Annotated in this window: 19 protein-coding genes; 9 read left to right on the top strand and 10 right to left on the bottom strand. The window is 70.3% G+C overall.

Annotation, left to right across the window (positions count from 1 at the left end):
• Positions 1-26: 26 nt before the first annotated feature.
• A complete protein-coding gene (locus P0Y48_09025; protein WEK12614.1) occupies positions 27-2,102 on the bottom strand; it encodes an NAD(+) synthase in 2,076 nt (691 codons plus the stop codon).
• A 117-nt stretch (positions 2,103-2,219) separates the two neighbouring features.
• Here P0Y48_09025 and P0Y48_09020 point away from each other — a divergent pair, with 117 nt between their 5' ends.
• Together P0Y48_09020 and P0Y48_09015 are read left to right on the top strand one after the other, a co-directional pair.
• Positions 2,220-5,882: a TM0106 family RecB-like putative nuclease gene (locus P0Y48_09020; GenBank protein WEK12613.1), complete on the top strand. Its 3,663-nt coding sequence runs from the start codon at positions 2,220-2,222 to the stop codon at positions 5,880-5,882.
• Positions 5,883-5,916: 34 nt separating this feature from the next.
• The gene (locus tag P0Y48_09015) at positions 5,917-6,228 is read left to right on the top strand and encodes a DUF3467 domain-containing protein (GenBank protein ID WEK12612.1); all 312 of its coding nucleotides are present in this window, start codon (positions 5,917-5,919) and stop codon (positions 6,226-6,228) included.
• A 53-nt stretch (positions 6,229-6,281) separates the two neighbouring features.
• Here the strand turns inward: P0Y48_09015 and upp are convergent, their stop codons facing one another.
• Positions 6,282-6,914: a uracil phosphoribosyltransferase gene (gene upp, locus P0Y48_09010; protein ID WEK12611.1), complete on the bottom strand. Its 633-nt coding sequence runs from the start codon at positions 6,912-6,914 to the stop codon at positions 6,282-6,284.
• A 68-nt stretch (positions 6,915-6,982) separates the two neighbouring features.
• Between upp and P0Y48_09005 the strand changes: the two genes are divergently transcribed.
• A complete protein-coding gene (locus P0Y48_09005) occupies positions 6,983-7,420 on the top strand; it encodes a nucleoside deaminase (GenBank protein WEK15045.1) in 438 nt (145 codons plus the stop codon).
• Positions 7,421-7,440: 20 nt separating this feature from the next.
• Here the strand turns inward: P0Y48_09005 and P0Y48_09000 are convergent, their stop codons facing one another.
• Both P0Y48_09000 and P0Y48_08995 read right to left on the bottom strand, forming a co-directional pair.
• Entirely contained in the window at positions 7,441-7,758 is a 318-nt protein-coding gene (locus P0Y48_09000) for a hypothetical protein (protein ID WEK12610.1), read from the bottom strand.
• Between the two features lie 67 nt (positions 7,759-7,825).
• A complete protein-coding gene (locus P0Y48_08995) occupies positions 7,826-8,938 on the bottom strand; it encodes an alpha/beta hydrolase (protein WEK12609.1) in 1,113 nt (370 codons plus the stop codon).
• 185 nt (positions 8,939-9,123) lie between these two features.
• On the opposite strand from P0Y48_08995, the gene proC reads away from it, so the two are divergent.
• Positions 9,124-9,960 carry a pyrroline-5-carboxylate reductase gene (proC, locus tag P0Y48_08990; GenBank protein WEK12608.1) on the top strand — a complete coding sequence of 279 codons (837 nt, stop codon included), beginning with the start codon at positions 9,124-9,126 and terminating at the stop codon, positions 9,958-9,960.
• A 10-nt stretch (positions 9,961-9,970) separates the two neighbouring features.
• On the opposite strand, the gene P0Y48_08985 is transcribed toward proC, so the two are convergent.
• Together P0Y48_08985 and P0Y48_08980 are read right to left on the bottom strand one after the other, a co-directional pair.
• Positions 9,971-10,642 carry a TrkA family potassium uptake protein gene (locus P0Y48_08985; GenBank protein WEK12607.1) on the bottom strand — a complete coding sequence of 224 codons (672 nt, stop codon included), beginning with the start codon at positions 10,640-10,642 and terminating at the stop codon, positions 9,971-9,973.
• Complete coding sequence (locus P0Y48_08980; protein ID WEK12606.1) at positions 10,635-12,065, bottom strand: potassium transporter TrkG; 1,431 nt, start codon at positions 12,063-12,065, stop codon at positions 10,635-10,637. The genes P0Y48_08985 and P0Y48_08980 overlap by 8 nt, the downstream gene beginning before the upstream one ends.
• Before the next feature lie 69 nt (positions 12,066-12,134).
• Here P0Y48_08980 and P0Y48_08975 point away from each other — a divergent pair, with 69 nt between their 5' ends.
• From P0Y48_08975 to P0Y48_08955, 5 genes are all read left to right on the top strand, one after another.
• A complete protein-coding gene (locus tag P0Y48_08975; GenBank protein ID WEK12605.1) occupies positions 12,135-12,536 on the top strand; it encodes a metalloregulator ArsR/SmtB family transcription factor in 402 nt (133 codons plus the stop codon).
• Positions 12,537-12,675: 139 nt separating this feature from the next.
• Positions 12,676-12,867: a helix-turn-helix domain-containing protein gene (locus P0Y48_08970; protein ID WEK12604.1), complete on the top strand. Its 192-nt coding sequence runs from the start codon at positions 12,676-12,678 to the stop codon at positions 12,865-12,867.
• Positions 12,868-12,949: 82 nt separating this feature from the next.
• Positions 12,950-13,048 carry an AURKAIP1/COX24 domain-containing protein gene (locus P0Y48_08965; GenBank protein WEK12603.1) on the top strand — a complete coding sequence of 33 codons (99 nt, stop codon included), beginning with the start codon at positions 12,950-12,952 and terminating at the stop codon, positions 13,046-13,048.
• Between the two features lie 291 nt (positions 13,049-13,339).
• Complete coding sequence (locus P0Y48_08960) at positions 13,340-13,603, top strand: glutaredoxin family protein (protein ID WEK15044.1); 264 nt, start codon at positions 13,340-13,342, stop codon at positions 13,601-13,603.
• Positions 13,600-13,902 (top strand): Dabb family protein, encoded by a 303-nt coding sequence (locus P0Y48_08955; protein ID WEK12602.1) that lies wholly within the window; start codon positions 13,600-13,602, stop codon positions 13,900-13,902. The genes P0Y48_08960 and P0Y48_08955 overlap by 4 nt, the downstream gene beginning before the upstream one ends.
• A 10-nt stretch (positions 13,903-13,912) precedes the next feature.
• On the opposite strand, the gene P0Y48_08950 is transcribed toward P0Y48_08955, so the two are convergent.
• The 4 genes from P0Y48_08950 to P0Y48_08935 form a co-directional block, all read right to left on the bottom strand.
• The gene (locus P0Y48_08950; GenBank protein WEK12601.1) at positions 13,913-14,092 is read right to left on the bottom strand and encodes a DUF1508 domain-containing protein; all 180 of its coding nucleotides are present in this window, start codon (positions 14,090-14,092) and stop codon (positions 13,913-13,915) included.
• 95 nt (positions 14,093-14,187) lie between these two features.
• Positions 14,188-15,303 carry an ABC transporter ATP-binding protein gene (locus P0Y48_08945; protein WEK12600.1) on the bottom strand — a complete coding sequence of 372 codons (1,116 nt, stop codon included), beginning with the start codon at positions 15,301-15,303 and terminating at the stop codon, positions 14,188-14,190.
• On the bottom strand, positions 15,300-16,106 hold the full coding sequence (locus tag P0Y48_08940) for an ABC transporter permease subunit (GenBank protein ID WEK12599.1): 807 nt from the start codon (positions 16,104-16,106) through the stop codon (positions 15,300-15,302). Before P0Y48_08940 ends, P0Y48_08945 begins: the two co-directional genes overlap by 4 nt.
• Positions 16,103-16,951: an ABC transporter permease gene (locus tag P0Y48_08935; GenBank protein ID WEK15043.1), complete on the bottom strand. Its 849-nt coding sequence runs from the start codon at positions 16,949-16,951 to the stop codon at positions 16,103-16,105. Before P0Y48_08935 ends, P0Y48_08940 begins: the two co-directional genes overlap by 4 nt.
• Positions 16,952-17,025 lie beyond the last annotated feature (74 nt).

The following is a 17,025-nucleotide window of genomic DNA, read 5'->3' as shown; positions in this document are numbered from 1 at the left end:
CGGCTTGACGGCCTGACGGCCTGCCGTCAGCGACCGGTCGACTCCGGGAGCGCGGCGTGGAGTTCGGCGAGCCACGCCGCCGCGTTGCCGTCCGACGGGGCGCGCCAGTCCCCGCGCGGTGACAGCGACCCGGCGGCGGTGACCTTCGGACCGTTGGGGATCGCGGAGCGCTTGAACTGCGCGAAGCCGAAGAACCGCTTCAGGAACACCCTCAGCCAGCGCGCGATCGTGTCGAGGTCGTAGGCATAGCGCTCGTCGGCGGGGAATCCGGGCGGCCACGCGCCGGTCGCGGCATCCGCCCACGCCCGCTCGGCCAGGAAGGCGATCTTCGACGGGCGGTAGCCGTAGCGCAGCACGTGGAACAGGGCGAAGTCGTGAAGGGCGTACGGGCCGATGGTGTCCTCGGTCGACTGCACCTTCCCGTCCTCACCGGCCGGCACGAGCTCGGGACTGATCTCCGTGTCGAGCACCGACTGCAGCACGCGCTTGGCCTCGTCGTTGAGCGAGGTGCCGGTCTCGTCGTCGGCGGAGTGGGCGATGACCCATCGGATGAGGTGCTGGATGAGCGTCTTGGGCACGCCGGCGTTGACGGCGTAGTGACTCATGTGATCGCCGACCCCGTACGTCGCCCAGCCCAGCGCCAGCTCGGACAGGTCGGAGGTGCCGACGACGAACCCGCCGTGCTGGTTCGCGAGCCGGAAGAGGAAGTCGGTGCGCGCGCCGGCCTGGACGTTCTCGAACGTCACGTCGTAGACGGGCTCGCCCCCCGCGAACGGATGCCCGATCCCCTTGAGGATCTCCGTCGCCATCGGGCGGATGTCGATCGTCTCGATCGACGCGCCGATCGCCTCCGCGAGGGCGATCGCATTCGACTTGGTGTGGTCGCTCGTGGCGAACCCGGGCATCGTGTACGCGAGGATGTCGCTGCGAGGACGCCCCATCCGGTCCATCGCCCGGGCCACGACCAGCAGCGCGTGCGTCGAGTCGAGGCCGCCGGAGACGCCGATGACGGGCTTCGGCGCACCGATCGCGCGCATCCGCTGCTCGAGACCGGACACCTGGATGTTGAAGGCCTCGTAGCAGTCCAGGTCGAGCCGTGCCGGGTCGTCGGGCACGAACGGGAACCGGTCGAGCGTGCGGCGGATGCCGATGTCGGATGCCGGCGGGTCGACGGTGAAGGGGACGCGCTGCCCCGTACTCCACGTCGCGCGGCGGTTGTCGTCGAAGGTGCCCTGGCGGAGGCGGTCCTGACGGAGGCGATCCAGATCGACGTCGGCGATCGCGAAGCGCGGTCCGTCGGGGAAACGCTCGGTCTCCGCGAGGAGCGCACCGCCCTCGTAGATCATGGTCTGACCGTCCCACGACACGTCGTTCGTGGATTCGCCGAGGCCCGCCGCGGCGTACACGTAGGCCGCCAGGCACCGCAACGACTGCGACTGGGTGAGGATGCGCCGGTCCTCGGCGCGCGCGATCGTGATGGGGCTGCCGGAGAGGTTCAGGAGTACCGTCGCGCCCGCCAGCGCCGCGGTCGAGGAGGGCGGCACCGGCATCCAGACGTCTTCGCAGACCTCCGCGTGCACGACGAGTCCGGGCACGTCGGCCGCGTCGAACAGCAGATCGGTGCCCACCGGCACCTGAGCGCCCGCGAGCTCGACCGCGTCCGGGGCGTCCACGCCGGACGCGTACCACCGGTGCTCGTAGAACTCGCGATAGGTCGGCAGGTACGACTTCGGGGCCACCCCCAGGACGGCGCCGCGGTGGATCACGACGGCGCAGTTGTACAGCCGGGAGCCGATCCGCAGGGGAGCGCCGACCACGAGGAGCGGACGCAGCTCCGCGGATGCCGAGGCGATCCGGGCGACGGCATCCCGCACCGCGTCGAGCACGGCATCCTGCTGCACGAGGTCGTCGATCGCGTAGCCGGTCAGGCACAGCTCCGGGAAGACGGCTACCGCGACACCCTCGTCGTGGAGCTCCCGGGCCGCCGCGAGCACGGCGTCCGCATTGCGCGCGGGGTCGGCGATGGCGACGGGGATGGTGCAGGCGGCCACACGCGCGAAGCCGTGGCGGTAGACGCTCTCGAACGGCAGGTTCTGGCTCACGGCACCAGTCTGGCATCCGTCGTGGTCCGCGGCACGGCCGGCGTGCGTGGCGCCCGCGTCGGGAGGACCGACCGGGGTGTCGGTGACCGCGGTTAGGGTCGGAGACGGAAGGGTGACATGCGATACATCGAAGACGAGGGCCGGATCGTCTGGAGCGCGAGCGACCTCAAGGCCGCCGCCGAGTGCGAGTACGCGTGGCTGCGCGCGATCGACGCGAAGCTCGGACGCGTGCCGGCGGTGGACGAACCGGAAGACGCGACCCTGGAGCGGGCGGGCCGGCTCGGCACGCAGCACGAGCTGCGGGTGCTGGCCGACTATCGCGAGGCCCGGCCCGGCGCCGTCGTCGAGATCCCGGCGGCGCGTTCGTCCGACGCCGCGGCGCTCGCCGACGCCGTCGCACGCACCAACGACGCGCTGGCCGATCCCGCCGTCACGGTCGTCTACCAGGCGGCCTTCTCGACCGACGAGTTCGTGGGCTTCGCCGACTTCCTGGTGCGCGACACGACCCTGCCGGGCGCGCCGTGGCTCGTGCAGGACACGAAGCTCGCTCGTCACGCCCGCGTCACCGCGCTCATGCAGCTCGCCGCCTACGTCGACCAGCTCGACCGGCAGGGCGTGGCGCGATCCGATCGGGTCGAGCTGCTGCTCGGCGACGGGTCGACCTCCGAACATCGCGTGCGTGACCTGCTGCCCGTGTTCGCCCTTCGCCGAGAGCGGCTGCGCGCCCTCATCGCCGACCGTGACATCGCGGCCGGTGCCGCCGGGGCGCCGATCGCCTGGGGCGACGAGCGCGGCGAACTCCGCGTCGTCGCGTGCGGGCGGTGCGCCACGTGCGATCTCGACGTCGTCGGCCACCGCGACCTCCTCCTCGTCGCCGGCATGCGCCCCCTCCAGCGCGAGCGTCTGCGGGCGGCGGGCCTGCGCACGATCGACGATCTCGCCCACGCGTCCGAGGCTCCGGCCCGCATGTCGGCCGACACGTTCTCGCACCTGCGCACGCAGGCACGGCTGCAGCTGACGAGCCCGGCGGGCGGCGTCGAGACCGCGCCGCCCGCGCCGCTCGCCGCGGACGACGCGCCCGCGCTCCCGGCGCTCCCGGCGGTGCCGACGTACGAGGTCGTCTTCCCGCAGGCGCTGGGCGCCCTCCCGCGCCCCGACCACGGCGACCTGTTCTTCGACTTCGAGGGCGATCCGCTCTACACCGAGACCCCCAGCGCGGGGTCGCCGGCGCAGTGGGGGATCGACTACCTGTTCGGCTGGGTCGACACGGCGAGCCGCTACACCCCGCTGTGGGCCCACTCGTTCGCCGAGGAGAAGGCCGCCCTCGAGCGGTTCCTCGAGATCGTCGCCCTCCGGCGCCGCACACACCCGGGCATGCACATCTATCACTACGCGCCGTACGAGCCCACGCATCTGCTCGCGATGGCCGCGAGGCACGGCGTCGGCGAGGCGGCCGTCGACCGACTGCTGCGAGAGGGCGTGTTCGTCGACCTCTACCCGATCGTCCGCCGCGCCCTGCGCGTGGGATCGCGGTCGTACTCGATCAAGAAGCTCGAGCCCCTGTACATGGGTGCCGACGTGCGCACGAGCGACGTGCAGCGCGGCGACGACTCCATCGTCCGCTACGTCGAGGCGCGCGCTCTCGCCGACGCGGGTGACGCCGAGGCGGCGGGCGTCGTGCTCGACGACCTGGCCGACTACAACCGCTACGACTGCGTCTCCACCCTCAAGCTCCGCGATTGGCTCGTCGACCGCGCCCGCGAGGCGGGTCTGCGTCCGTCGATCGACGCGGAGGCCCTCGAGTTCTCGTACGAACCGTCGGTGCGGGCCGAATCGCTCGGCCGGCTCGCGGCATCCGTGCCTCCCGAGGGTCGCTCCGGCGCGAGCGACGCGTCCGACGCCGTGGCCGAAGCGCTGCGCCTCGGAGCCGCGGCGATCGACTACTACCCGCGCGAGGTCAAGACGTTCTGGGCGACCCACTTCCTGCGCCTGCGCGAGCCAGTGTCGGTGTGGGAAGACACCCGTGACGTCGTCGTGGTCGACGGCGCGCGGTGCCGGGTGATCACCGACTGGCACCTCCCCGAGGGCGCCCGCGTGCAGCGCCGTGTCGTAGAGGTGCGGGGCGACCTCGCGCCCGGCACCCGCCTCACGGTCGACAGCGCCCCCTTCGCGCTCTACGAGATCCCCGCCCCGTTCCCCGTCGAGACGAACCCGCGCTGGATCCATGCCGCACGCACCGTCAAGGTGGTCGAAGTCCTCGACGACGGCGCGGTGATCGAGGAGACGTTCCTGCAGGGCTTCACGTGGCAGGAACTGCCGGTGGCCCTCACCCCCGTCGCGCCGCCTCAGGCGGGCAGCCAGCAGGCCGCGATCGACGAGTGGGCCGACGTCGTGCTCTCCTCGGCCGATGCCGGGCCGGAGGGCGTGCCCACGTTGCCGGCGGATGCCGCGAGCGATCTGCTCCTGCGGCGCCCGCCCCGCACCCGCAGCGGTGGCCTCACCCGAGGGCGGGGCACAGACGTCGCCGACATCACTGCCACGCTGCTCGACCTCGACCGCAGCTACATCGCCGTCCAGGGTCCTCCCGGCACGGGGAAGACGTACGTCGGCTCCCACGTCGTCGCCGCGCTCGTCCGCGATCACGGCTTCCGGGTCGGGGTCGTCGCGCAATCGCACGCGGTCGTGGAGCACATGCTCGACCGCATCGTCGAGGCGGGGGTTCCGAAAGCGCAGGTGGCGAAGGCGCCGAAGGCGTCGGGCAGCAACGACGGCGCGGAGCTCTCCTTCACGCCGATCGCCAAGAACGGCATGGCCGCCTACATCGGCGAACAGCAGGGCGGCTTCGTCGTCGGCGGCACCGCGTGGGACTTCACCCACACGGGGCGGATAGCCCGTCGCGGTCTGGATCTGCTCGTGATCGACGAGGCGGGCCAGTTCTCGCTCGCCTCGACGATCGCCGTCAGCGCCGCGGCGAGCAGGCTCCTGCTGCTGGGCGACCCGCAGCAGCTCCCGCAGGTGAGTCAGGGTACGCACCCCGAGCCGGTCGACACGTCGGCCCTCGGCTGGATCATGGACGGCGCGGCCGTCATCCCCGCCGACCGCGGCTTCTTCCTCGCGCAGTCGCGGCGCATGCGTCCCGAGGTCGCCGCTCCCGTCTCCGATCTCTCCTACGAGGGGCGCCTGGAGGCGTACGCCGGCACGGCGGCCCGTCACCTCGACGGCATCCCCGCCGGGGTCGTCCCCGTGCCGCTGGGTCACACCGGCAATGCGACGCAGTCGCCCGAGGAAGCGGGCCGCGTGGTCGAGATCGTCACAGACCTCGTCGGCCGGCGCTGGACAGCCGACGACGGCATCCCCGCCCGTCCGCTTCGCGCAGACGATCTCATCGTGGTCACCCCGTACAACGCGCAGCAGCTGCTCGTGGAGGAGGCACTCGCGGCGGCAGGATTCGCCGATGTTCCCGTCGGAACCGTCGACCGCTTCCAGGGGCAGGAGGCGGCCGTCGCCATCGTGTCGCTCGCCGCCTCGTCGGGACGAGACGCCCCCCGCGGGCTCGAGTTCCTGCTCCTCCAGAACCGTCTCAACGTGGCGGTCTCCCGCGCCATGCACACCGCCTTCGTCGTGTTCGGCACGGGCCTGCTGGACGACCTGCCGCGCACCCCCGACGGCGTCGCACGCCTCAGTGCGTTCGCGCGCCTCGTCGGCGCCGACGGCGGGGTGCTGCGAAGCGACGCCGACGGCGGTGCGGCCGAGGGCGTCGCGCTCGTGCGCAGTCCGTAGACTCGCGGGACCACGACAGCGAGGAGGAGCGGACATGGCCGAAGAGGCACCGCGTCAGTTCGAGATCGAGATGCCGCCGGAGATCGTGGCGGGCAGCTTCGCCGACTTCGCGAACGTGTGGCACACGCCCGACGTGTTCGTCATGGACTTCGTCTCGCTCGTCCGTCCCCCGCACGAGGCGACGGATGCCGACGGCAACACCGTGACGGTCGTCCCCGGCCGTGTCGTGCAGCGCGTGCGCATTCCTCCGGAGCAGGTGTTCGAACTCGCGAAGGCGCTCACCCAGCAGCTGGAGTTCTGGGAACGCGAGAACGGTCGCCGCACGGGCGACGATCTCGCCGGCTGACGCACCCGCGCGACGCGGGGGTCAACGCGACGCGGACGTCGCCGTCAGCGGTGTCAGACCGTTCCGTACAGCCGGTCGCCCGCGTCACCGAGTCCGGGCACGATGTAGCCCTTCTCGTTGAGACGCTCATCGAGCGCACCGAGGACGAGCGTCACGTCGCGGTCGCCCACCTGCTTCTCGATCGCGGCGACACCCTCGGGTGCGCCGAGGATGCAGATGGCGGTGACGTCCTGAGCGCCGCGGGCGAACAGGAAGTCGATCGCCGCGCCGAGCGAACCGCCCGTCGCGAGCATGGGGTCGAGCACGAAGCACTGCCGGTCGCTGAGATCGGCGGGCAGACGCTCGGCGTAGGTGACCGGCTCGAACGTCTCCTCGTCTCGCGCCATGCCCAGGAAGCCGACTTCTGCGGTCGGCAGCAGCTTGACCATGCCGTCGAGCATGCCGAGCCCGGCGCGGAGGATGGGCACGACGAGCGGGCGGGGCTCGCTGATGCGCACGCCCACGGTCGTGGTGACGGGGGTGCGGATCTCGAGGTCTTCCACGCGCACGCTGCGGGTGGCTTCGTACGCCAGGAGCGTCACCAGCTCTTCGGTGAGCTGTCGGAACACCGGCGAGGGTGTGCGCTCGTCGCGCAGCACCGTCAGCTTGTGGGTGATGAGAGGGTGGTCGGCCACGTGCACGCGCATACCCCCAGGTTAGCGGGGCGTACGCTGGCCCCGTGAGCCTGCCCGCCAGACAGACCGACCTCGACGCCATGGTGCGGGCGAGGGAGCTCGCTGCCGAGGCGGCCGCTCACGGTGACATCCCCGTCGGAGCGGTCGTCACCGATGTGTCGGGCGCGGTGCTGGGGGAGGGGCGCAACCTCCGCGAGCTCACGCACGACCCGCTCGCGCACGCCGAAGTGGTGGCGCTGCGGGCAGCGGCCGAGACGCTCGGCTCGTGGAACCTCGAGCACTGCACTCTCGTCGTCACGCTGGAGCCGTGCCTCATGTGCGCCGGCGCGATCTCGCAGGCCCGTGTGGGCCGCGTCGTGTTCGGCGCCTGGGACGACAAGGCCGGCGCCGCGGGGTCGCTGTACGACGTGCTGCGCGACCGTCGCCTGCCCCACCGCTCGGAGGTGATCGGCGGAGTGGATGCCGAGGAGGCGGCGGCGCTGCTGCGCGCGTTCTTCCTCGCTCGCCGCGACCCCTGACCCGGTTGCTCGGGTCGCCGTCAGTCGCTCGAAGCGAGCACGATCGTCTCGGTCGCCGGTCGCGAGTCCCGGGCGGGGAGGCCGATCCGGGCTTCGACGCACACTCTTTCGGCGGCGGGTGCGAGCTCGCGGACGCGCTCGTCGATCTCCCGCAGCACCAGGGCGACCTCGCCGAAGAGGAGGTCGGGCGGGAACGATACCGTGACCATCACGACGAGGCGGTCGTCGTGCAGCCGGCGGGTCGTGACGTCGAGGATGCGGTGCGTCTCAGACTCTTCGCAGAGCACCTCGGCAACGGCCTCGCGGATCGTGGGAGCATCCAGAAGAACGGCGGTCATGCCGCCGAGCGTACGGCGCCGCGCCGGACGGAGTCCGACGTTCTCGCCGTGCAAATGGCCGGGCTTCTCAGTCCGAGGAACTGAGGATGATCGCCTCGGTCGGCGGGGCGGGGAAGGCGGGCTGCCCGAGGTAGCCCATGACTGCCAGAAGTGCCTGCCGAACCGCTCCCGGACGCTCCAGGTGAGGCGCGTGTCCGACGCCCTCGAGCTCCAGCTCGGTGACCTCGCCTCCGGCCTCGCGGTACGCGGTGAGCACGTCGCGCGTCTGCGACACCATCTGCTGCGCGGGCGCGACCTCGTCGCCGGGCCAGCCGGGGATGATCCCGAGTGCGCCGAGATGGTTGAGGTCGAAGAACGACGCGTCGGAGACGATGGCATCCGCTGTCCCGTGCACCCACAGGATCGGCGGCTTCACGTCCAGGTCGACGATCCCGGACGTGTCGAACCAGCGGGGTGCCATCGTGTTCAGCACGCCCGTCCGTCCGGCCGCGAAGCCGGGCCAGTTGTCGCTCGCGACGCCGTCGCCGGGGTAGTTGCCCTCGGCGGTCGAGGTGGTGAGCATCGACTCGACCCACAGATCTTCGTTGCGGCCGTCGTACTCGGCGGAGACGTACCCGGTGCGGAAGACGGTACGCGGCGAGGTCGGCGCCTCGTCGCTCGTGTCGTGCTCGGCGAGGCGGCGCACGAAGTCGGGGTTCGCGCCGCCACCGCCGCAGCCGGCGTCGTCGTCGGTGAGCCGGGAGCCGTCACGCCGCGTACCACCGAAACCGTACGGGGAGACGGGGGCCTGCAGCGTCAGCGAGAGGGCGGGGTGGTCGAGCGCGTATTGCAGCACGACGCCGCCGCCCATCGACCAGCCCATGAGGTGAGCCGTGGGGATGCCGAGAGTCGTCAGCGCGGCATGCACGTCGTCACTGAAGTCGCGGACCCCGCGGGTCGCGTCGACCGGGGCGTGCTCGGATGTGCCGAATCCGCGGAGATCCACGGCGATCACACGGAGGTCGCCGGGGAGGTCCTGCATGAACTCCTGCCAGAACAGGCTCGACGACACGTTGCCGTGGATGAGCACGAGCGTGCGCTCCGGCGGCGCGGCGGTGTCGTCGCCCTCGCGTTCCAGGATGCCGACCGCGATCCGGTCGGTGTCGATCACTCGGGAGATGATGCCGTCGAGGAGGGTCATGACGAGTCCTTCGCAGTCGCGACGGGGCGGCCACGCCTCCGTCGCTGTCGACTATAGCCCGGGGGCATCGGCCGTCGAGAGGCCTCTCAGCAGGCTCTTACCGAGCAGGTCGTCGTGGCTCGGTGTTCGCCCGGTGGCCACCTCCCGACCGCCCGCTCGCGGGCCGCGGATGAGAGGATGGAGGGATGGCTGACGACATGCTCCCCGCTATCGCGATCCTCGGTGCCGGCTCCATGGGAGGCGCGATCCTGCAGGGACTCGTCCGCTCCGGTGTCGCGCCGCACGTGACCGTCACCAACCGCACCGTCGCCCGGGCCGCCACCGTCGAGGGCCTCCCCGGGGTCACGAGTCTCGCTCTGGAGAGCGCGCCTGACGCGAACACGACCGCCGCTGCCTCCGCCGACATCGTCCTGATCGGAGTGAAGCCCCTCATGGTCCCCGACCTCCTCCGGGAGATCGCGCCGGTGCTCCGCCCCGGCACCGTGCTGGTGAGCCTGGCCGCCGGCGTGACGATCGCGACGTTCGAAGGGATCGTCGGCGACGGCATCCCCGTCGTCCGCTCGATGCCGAACACGCCGGCCGTCGTCGGCAAGGCCGTCACGGGACTCGCCGCGGGCCCGTCGGCATCCGACGCCGATCTCGCCGTCGTGCGACGACTGTTCGAGACGTGCGGCGCGGTCATCGACGTGGCCGAAGACCGGATCGACGCGCTGTCGACGATCTCCGGTTCGGGTCCTGCCTACGTCTTCCTGCTCATCGAGGAACTCACCGAGGCGGCGCGCGGGAAGGGCTTCTCGGAGGCCGACGCGCGGCTCATGGCGGAGCAGACCTTCATCGGTGCCGCCGCCCTCCTGGATGCCACGGGCGACGACCCCGCCGAGCTGCGCCGGCGGGTGACCAGCCCGAAGGGCACGACCGAACGCGCCATCTCGGTGCTGCAGGGCGCGAACCTCTCGGGCCTGTTCGCCGAGGCGACCGATGCCGCCCTCGCTCGCGCGCAGGAGCTGGCCGCCGGCGCGTGAGCCGACGGCGTCAGCGGTCGAGGGCCGCGAAGCGCTCGATGTCGGAGTTCGTGCCCGACACGATGATGAGGTCGTGGTTGGTGACGACCGTGTTCGCCTCGGCGTAGCGGAACGGCTTGCCGGGACTCTTCACGCCGACCACGGTCACGTTGTACTTCGTGCGCACGCCCGACTCGTTCAGTCCGACGCCCCGGATGAACTTCGGCGGGTACATCTTCGCGAGGACGAAGTCGTCGTCGAAGCGGATGAAGTCGAGCATGCGTCCGCTGACGAGGTGGGCGACGCGCTCGCCGGCCTCTCGCTCGGGGTAGATGACGTGGTTCGCGCCGACGCGGGCGAGGATCTTGCCGTGCGACTGCGAGACGGCCTTCGCCCAGATCTGCGGCACCTTCAAGTCGACGAGGTTCGCGGTGATCAGCACCGACGCCTCGATCGACGAACCGGTCGCGACGATCGCCACCTGGAAATCCTGCGCGCCGATCTGCTTCAGCGCTTCGATGTTGCGTCCGTCGGCCTGCACCGCGTGGGTGACGCGCTCCGACCACTTCTGCACGAGCTCGAGGTTCGCGTCGATCGCGAGCACCTCGCGGTCGAGGCGGTCCAGCTCGCCGGCGCACGCCGCTCCGAAGCGGCCCAGGCCGATCACGAGCACGGGGGCGTCATTGCGGATCTGCTCAACCAACGATCGGCCTTTCCACGGGCAGCGAGTAGTGCTGCGATCTGCTGGTCGCCGCCACGGCGGCGGCGAGGGTCACTGTACCAACGCGTCCCATGAACATGGTGGCGGCCAGGACGTAGACGGCGGAGTCCGGAAGCTCCGACGTCAGTCCCGTCGAGAGCCCGACGGTCGCGAATCCGGAGATCACGTCGAAGAGGACGTACTCGACGGGTGCCTTCGTCAGTTGGGCGATGGTGATGGTCGACACCGCGACGATCGTCGCGCCCCAGGCGACCACCGAGAGCGCGACGCGCTGTACGTCGCTCGGGATGCGGCGTCCGAACGCCTCGACGCTCTGACGGCCCTTCGCCTCCGAGAAGACGGCGAGCGCGAGCACCGCGAGGGTCGTCACCTTGATGCCCCCGGCGGTGGAGGCGGAGCCGCCGCCGACGAACATCAGCATCGAGCCGACCACGAGCGACGACCCGTGGAGCTCGCCGATGTCGATGATCGAGAAGCCGCCCGATCGGGTCATCGCGGAGAGGAAGAACGCCTGGAACGTCGTGTCCCACGCGTCCATCGAGCCGAAGGTCTCGGGGTTCTCGTACTCGAGGAGGAGGAAGACGCCGGCGCCGGCGAAGAAGAGCACCGTCGTCGTGATGAGGGTGAGCTTCGTGTGGAGCGACCAGCGCCGCACGTGCCACTGGTGGCGCCACAGGGTGAAGATGACGGGGAAGCCGATCGAGCCGAGGAAGACGCCCGTCATCAGGATCGTCAGCATGAAGTAGTCCTGCGCGAACGGAAGCAGACCCTCCGCGTTGGGAACGAAACCGGTGTTCGTGAACGACATCGCCGCGTAGTACGGCGCTTCCCACAGTGCCGTGAGCGGATCGATGCCGTTGATCAGCAGCGACGGGTACAGCAGGACGGCCAGGGCCGCCTCGATGATGAGGGTCGACAGCGCGACGGTCGAGAGCAGCTGGCCGACCTCGCCGAGGCGGACGGTCTGTCCCTCGTTGACGGGTCCGCCGTGCGCGCGCATGGGATTGGAGTCTCCGGCGGCGATGAGCTTGGCGCGCAGACCGAGTCGCTTGGAGATCACGAGCCCCAGGATGGATGCCAGTGTGAGCACGCCCAGCGCGCCGACGTTGACGCCGATGAACACGAACACGTGCCCGAGGGGCGACCAGTGCGTGCCCATGTCGACCGTCGACAGCCCGGTCACGCAGATGGTCGACACGGCGGTGAACAGCGCGTCGGCCAACGGCGTCGGTCGTCCGTCCGCGGCGGCCGCCGGCAGGGAGAAGAGGGCGGTGAACACCAGGATCAGCGACGAGAACACCAGCACGGCGAAGCGCGACGGCGAGGCCGTGGTGAGGTCGCGGATGCCTTTGACCGACCTCTTGAAGCGCCGGAGCGCGCGTACGACGACGGTCTCGCCCGTCATGTCGCGCCCCTCTCGCCGAAAGAATCGTTGTCATGGTACTCCGACGCGCGCGCGGGCTAACCTAAGGTCATGGCGGACATCTTCGACGTGATCGCCGACGGCACCCGTCGGGACATCCTGCAGCTGCTGCGCGAACGCGGAGCGGGCAGTCGCGGGACGAGCGTGTCGCAGATCGTCTCGGAGCTCGGCGTGAGCCAGCCGACCGTGTCGAAGCATTTGAAGGTGCTGCGCGAGGCGGAGCTCGTCTCGGTGCGGGAAGAAGGTCAGCACCGCTATTACAGCCTCTCCCCGGCACCCCTCGACGCCGTCGACGAGTGGCTCATGCCGTTCATCGTCGACGACGAGCCGTTGTCGATCGGAGCGGGTGCTCTGCCGGACTCCGCTGCCGCCGCCGCCGACCTCGTGGGTCGTGCCGCCGCGTCGACGAAGCACGCGTTTGAGAACGTGCTCAAGCGCATCCCGGGCCGCTGATCTCCGGCATCCGTTCATCACACAGACCACACAGGTTTACACGCGTCGCATACACCCTCTAGGGTTGAGGCAATCGCACGTCTGGGAATACGTGCGGCCAACTGCACAGCATTGCTGGGATGAAAACTGGGGAGATGGGATGCCGGAGTTGTCTGACGTGCGCTTTCTGACGGTCGCCGAGGTGGCCGACTTGATGCGCGTCTCGAAGATGACCGTGTACCGACTGGTGCACGCCGGCGAGCTGCCCGCGGTCCGATTCGGTCGCAGCTACCGTGTCCCCGAGACGGCCGTGACCGCTGCCCTGCAACGGCCGATCGCCGACGTCGGCTAGACTGGCCTGAGGCATTTTTCGACGTGCCTGATCCCGGACGCGAAACGATCGCGTCCAGACCCCTGACGTAGTGAGGTTTTCCGTGGGTTCTGTCATCAAGAAGCGCCGCAAGCGCATGGCGAAGAAGAAGCACCGCAAGCTGCTTCGCAAGACTCGCCACCAGCGCCGCAACAAGAAGTAAGCGGCCGAAACACCGAGCGCCCCGATCCGAACGGATCCGGGCGCTTCGTGTTTTGCGCCGGTGGGCCATGTCCGGCCGGCTCCCGGTTGCAGCCGTGGCCATGTCCCGCTTCCGGCTGCCCATGTCCCACTTTCAGTGGCCATGTCCCACTTTCGGTTGGCTATGTCCCACTTTCGGTTGTTTGAGAGGCTTCGCAACGACCGAATGTGGGCCATGCCAGCGTCGCAACGACCGAATGTGGGACATGCCGAAGCGCGGCCCGAGGGTCGTGCGATGCGCGAAGATGGGATCGTGACGACCCTCACGATCATCTCCAAGCCCGACTGTCACCTCTGCGATGTCGCGCGCGAGGTCGTGGAGACGGTCGTCGCCGACCTGCCCGACGAGACCGACGTCGAGATCGAGGAGCGATCGATCCTCGATGACCCTGCTCTCTATGCCCAGTGGTGGGAGAAGATCCCCGTGATCCTCCTCGACGGGCGACTCCACGCGCACTGGCGCGTCGCTCCCGACCGCCTGCGCCACGCGCTCACATCCCCCGAGGAGATCCGATGACCCTTCGCCACGTCGTCGCCTGGAAGCTCGCCGCCGAAGACGAGGAGGTGCGCGCCGAGCAGGCGGCCGAGGTCGCCGCGAGGCTGCGAAGCCTCGTCGGCGTGGTCCCCTCGATCCGCGAGCTGTCGGCAGGCCCGAACGCCGCCTACGCGCACGCCAACGTCGACGTGGCGGTCGTCATCGACTTCGACGACGTTCAGGGGCTCGACGACTACCAGACCCACCCCGCGCACCAGGAGGTCGCGGCGTACATCCGCAGTGTCGTGGCGGGCCGGATGGCCGTCGACTTCGAGGTGTGAGCCGCGGCTCTCACTCGCGTTCGACGACCTCCGCATCGGGAGCGTTCGTGCGGACCGACTCGATGCCGTTGAGGGCGCTCGACTTCGAGGAGTAGCCCTCGCTCGACGCGATGACCTGCCCGTTGGATGCCTTGAGGTTGAAGCGCCATTGACCGCCCTTGTCGGTGAACAGCTCGAACTTTCCCGTCATGGTGGGTTCCTTCGATGCGGAGCGGCCCCGTCGCCGCTGCTGGCCACACGTTAGCGAGCCGACTCTCGCACCGCCAGAGGCCTGACGATGCGCGGTCAGTCCTCCGGTCGTGGGCGCACCACGACGGGCACCTCGGCGAAGGTCACTCGCACAAGGTCGTCGTACGCGACGCGATCGCCGGCGGCGTGCTGAACGGTGAAGAGGGTGCCGTCGGCGGCGCGCACGAGTGTGCGGCGGAACCCGCCCAGGAAGGTGGTCTCCTGCACGGTGGCGGGCACACCGCCCTCGGATACCAGGCGCACGTTCTCGGGACGGATGAAGACGTCCACCGACCCGTCCGCGACCGGCGAGTGCGACGACAGCCGCTGGCCCCATACGTGTACGGCGCCGGCGGCGACGACGCCGGGCACGACGCTGGAAACCCCGACGAACGCCGCGACGTACGGGCTGGCGGGGCGCAGGTAGAGGTCCTCTGGGCTCCCCACCTGCTCGATCCGCCCCGCGTTCATGACGGCGATGCGATCCGACACGGCGAGGGCCTCCTCCTGGTCGTGGGTCACGAACACGGTCGTGATCCCCAGTCGCAGCTGGATGCGACGGATCTCGTCGCGCAGTTGGACGCGAACCTTGGCATCCAGGGCCGAGAGCGGCTCGTCCAGCAGGAGCACGCGGGGCTCGGTCACGAGGGCGCGTGCGAGCGCCACCCGCTGCTGCTGCCCGCCGGACAGCTGGTGGGGGAAGCGGTCGGCGAGGTGGCCGAGGCCGACGAGTTCGAGCGCGTCGGACGCACGGCGTGCCGCGACGCGCTTCGCCACCCGCCGTCGGCGCAGTCCGAACGCCACGTTGTCGATCACGCGCAGGTGCGGGAACAGCGAGTACGACTGGAACACCATGCCGATGTCCCGTCGATTCGTCGGGATGCCGGAGACATCGCGCCCGCCGAGGAGCACGGCGCCCCCCGTCGCAGACTCCAGGCCCGACAGCACGCGCAGCGCGGTCGTCTTACCGCAGCCGGAGGGTCCGAGGAGGGAGACGAACTCGCCGGGGGCGATGTCGAGGGCGAAGTCGTGCAGCACCCGGGTCGTTCCGTAGTCCTTGACGACACCGCGGAACTCGACCCTCGTCCCCTCGCCCGCATCGGCCAGGAGGGCGTTGTCGGACGTGCGCGGCAGCGCACGGGGGGTGACGGCGGCGAGGGAATCGGTGGTCACGGACGGGCCTTTCGGGAACGCGCGCGGGCGGCGCGCGAGATGACGAGCAGAAGGAGGAAGACGAAGGCGAGCGAGAGCAGGGTGAACATCGCCGACGCGTAGGGGTCGATCTTGTTCGACACGACGAGGGCCGTCTGGAGCACCTGACGATTGAGCAGCGAGGCGATCGTGAACTCGCCCAGCACGACGGCGACCGAGATGAGCGACGCGGCCAGGAGACCTTGGCGCAGATTCGGCACCAGAACGTGCACGATGACATCGAAGCCGTTGGCGCCGAGCGATCGTGCCGCTTCGGACAGGGTCTTCACGTCGATGGCGTCGATCGACGCCTTGATCGATCGGTAGGCGAAGGGCAGCACGGTCACGCCGTAGGCGAAGGCGAGGGTCCACGCTCCCGTGCCGAGCGTGCGCCCGATCTGCAGGTAGATCGGGGCGAGGCCGACGACGAGGACGATCGCGGGAATCGAGATCGGCAGGAGCGCGAGGAACTCGAAGGGCCGCGCGAGGCGGGGGAACCGCAACTCGATGAGGATGAGCGTCGGCAGCAGGAGGAGCAGGACGATCGCCACGGTCACGACGGCCAGCACGACCGAGTTGCCGAGCCCGGTCCAGATCGGACCGAGCACCTGCGTGTTGGCCGGATCGAAGACCCTCGTCCAGTTGGCGAGCGTCAGACCCCCCGACCTGCTGTCGCGGAACGTGTACAGCACCGTGGATGCCAGGGGGATCGCGAACAGGATGCCGACGACGATCCCGATCACGGCGCGCGTCGTGCGGGACGGAGCGAGGTCGGAGACGCTCATGCCTGCCACCGCGCCGCCCGGCGCTGGATCGCTGCGTAGAGGGCCATCACGACGCCGACGACCACGATCATCCCGAGGGCGAGCGCGCCCGCCAGATTCTCCCGCCCGAGCACCGTCTCGCTCGTGAGGGCGGCGCGGATCTGAAGGGGGACGATCTGCGAGCCCTGGCTGGCGAGGGCCGCTGCCGTCGCGTACGAGGAGAACGCGTTGGCGAACAGGAGCAGGAAGCTGGCCAGGAACGACGGCGCGAGCACGGGAAGACCCACCCGTGTCCAGAACGACGCGCGGGTGCCGCCCAGGACGAGGTTCGCCTCCGTCCACTGTGGTTTGAGCGCAGAGAGGGCCGGCAGGAACGTGATCACCATGAGCGGCACCTGGAAGTAGATGTAGGGGAGGATGAGGCCCGGCAGCGAGTACAGCCAGGACCCGGGCTGGAGGTCGACGCCGAAGGAGTCGCGCAGGAACACGGTCACGACGCCCTGCACGCCGATGGTGGCGATGAAGACGAACGCGAGCATCACCCCGCCGAACTGGGCGAGCACCCCGGCGGCGGCGTCGAGCATGCTGCGGACGAGCCCCGTAGAAGGCAGCCCGAGCGCGGCGTAGCAGACGAGCGCTCCCAGCACCGCTCCGACGGCCGCCGTCAGCGCGGAGAGCCACGTCGTGTTGGCGAACGTGGTCAGGATGACGGGGTCGACGAGCGCCGAGACGTTGGCCCAGGTGAAGGCGCCGTCGCGGTCGAAGAAGCCGGTCCCGATCGCGAGGGCGGTGGGGAGGGCGAGGAAGAGACCCAGGTAGACGGCGAACGGCACCAGCCCGAGCCACGCCCACGACCGCGTGCGCACCGCGCCCCGAGGAGGAGCGGCCTGCTCCTCCTCGGGGCGGGTGTCCCGCGGCGTCGCCACGAGCGCTGCGGAGG

Origin of the sequence: Candidatus Microbacterium phytovorans, assembly GCA_029202445.1 — a bacterium.
Taxonomy (GTDB): domain Bacteria; phylum Actinomycetota; class Actinomycetes; order Actinomycetales; family Microbacteriaceae; genus Microbacterium; species Microbacterium phytovorans.
The sequence above is the reverse complement of the archived record's forward strand: the minus strand, read 5'-3'. Positions and strand labels throughout refer to the sequence as shown.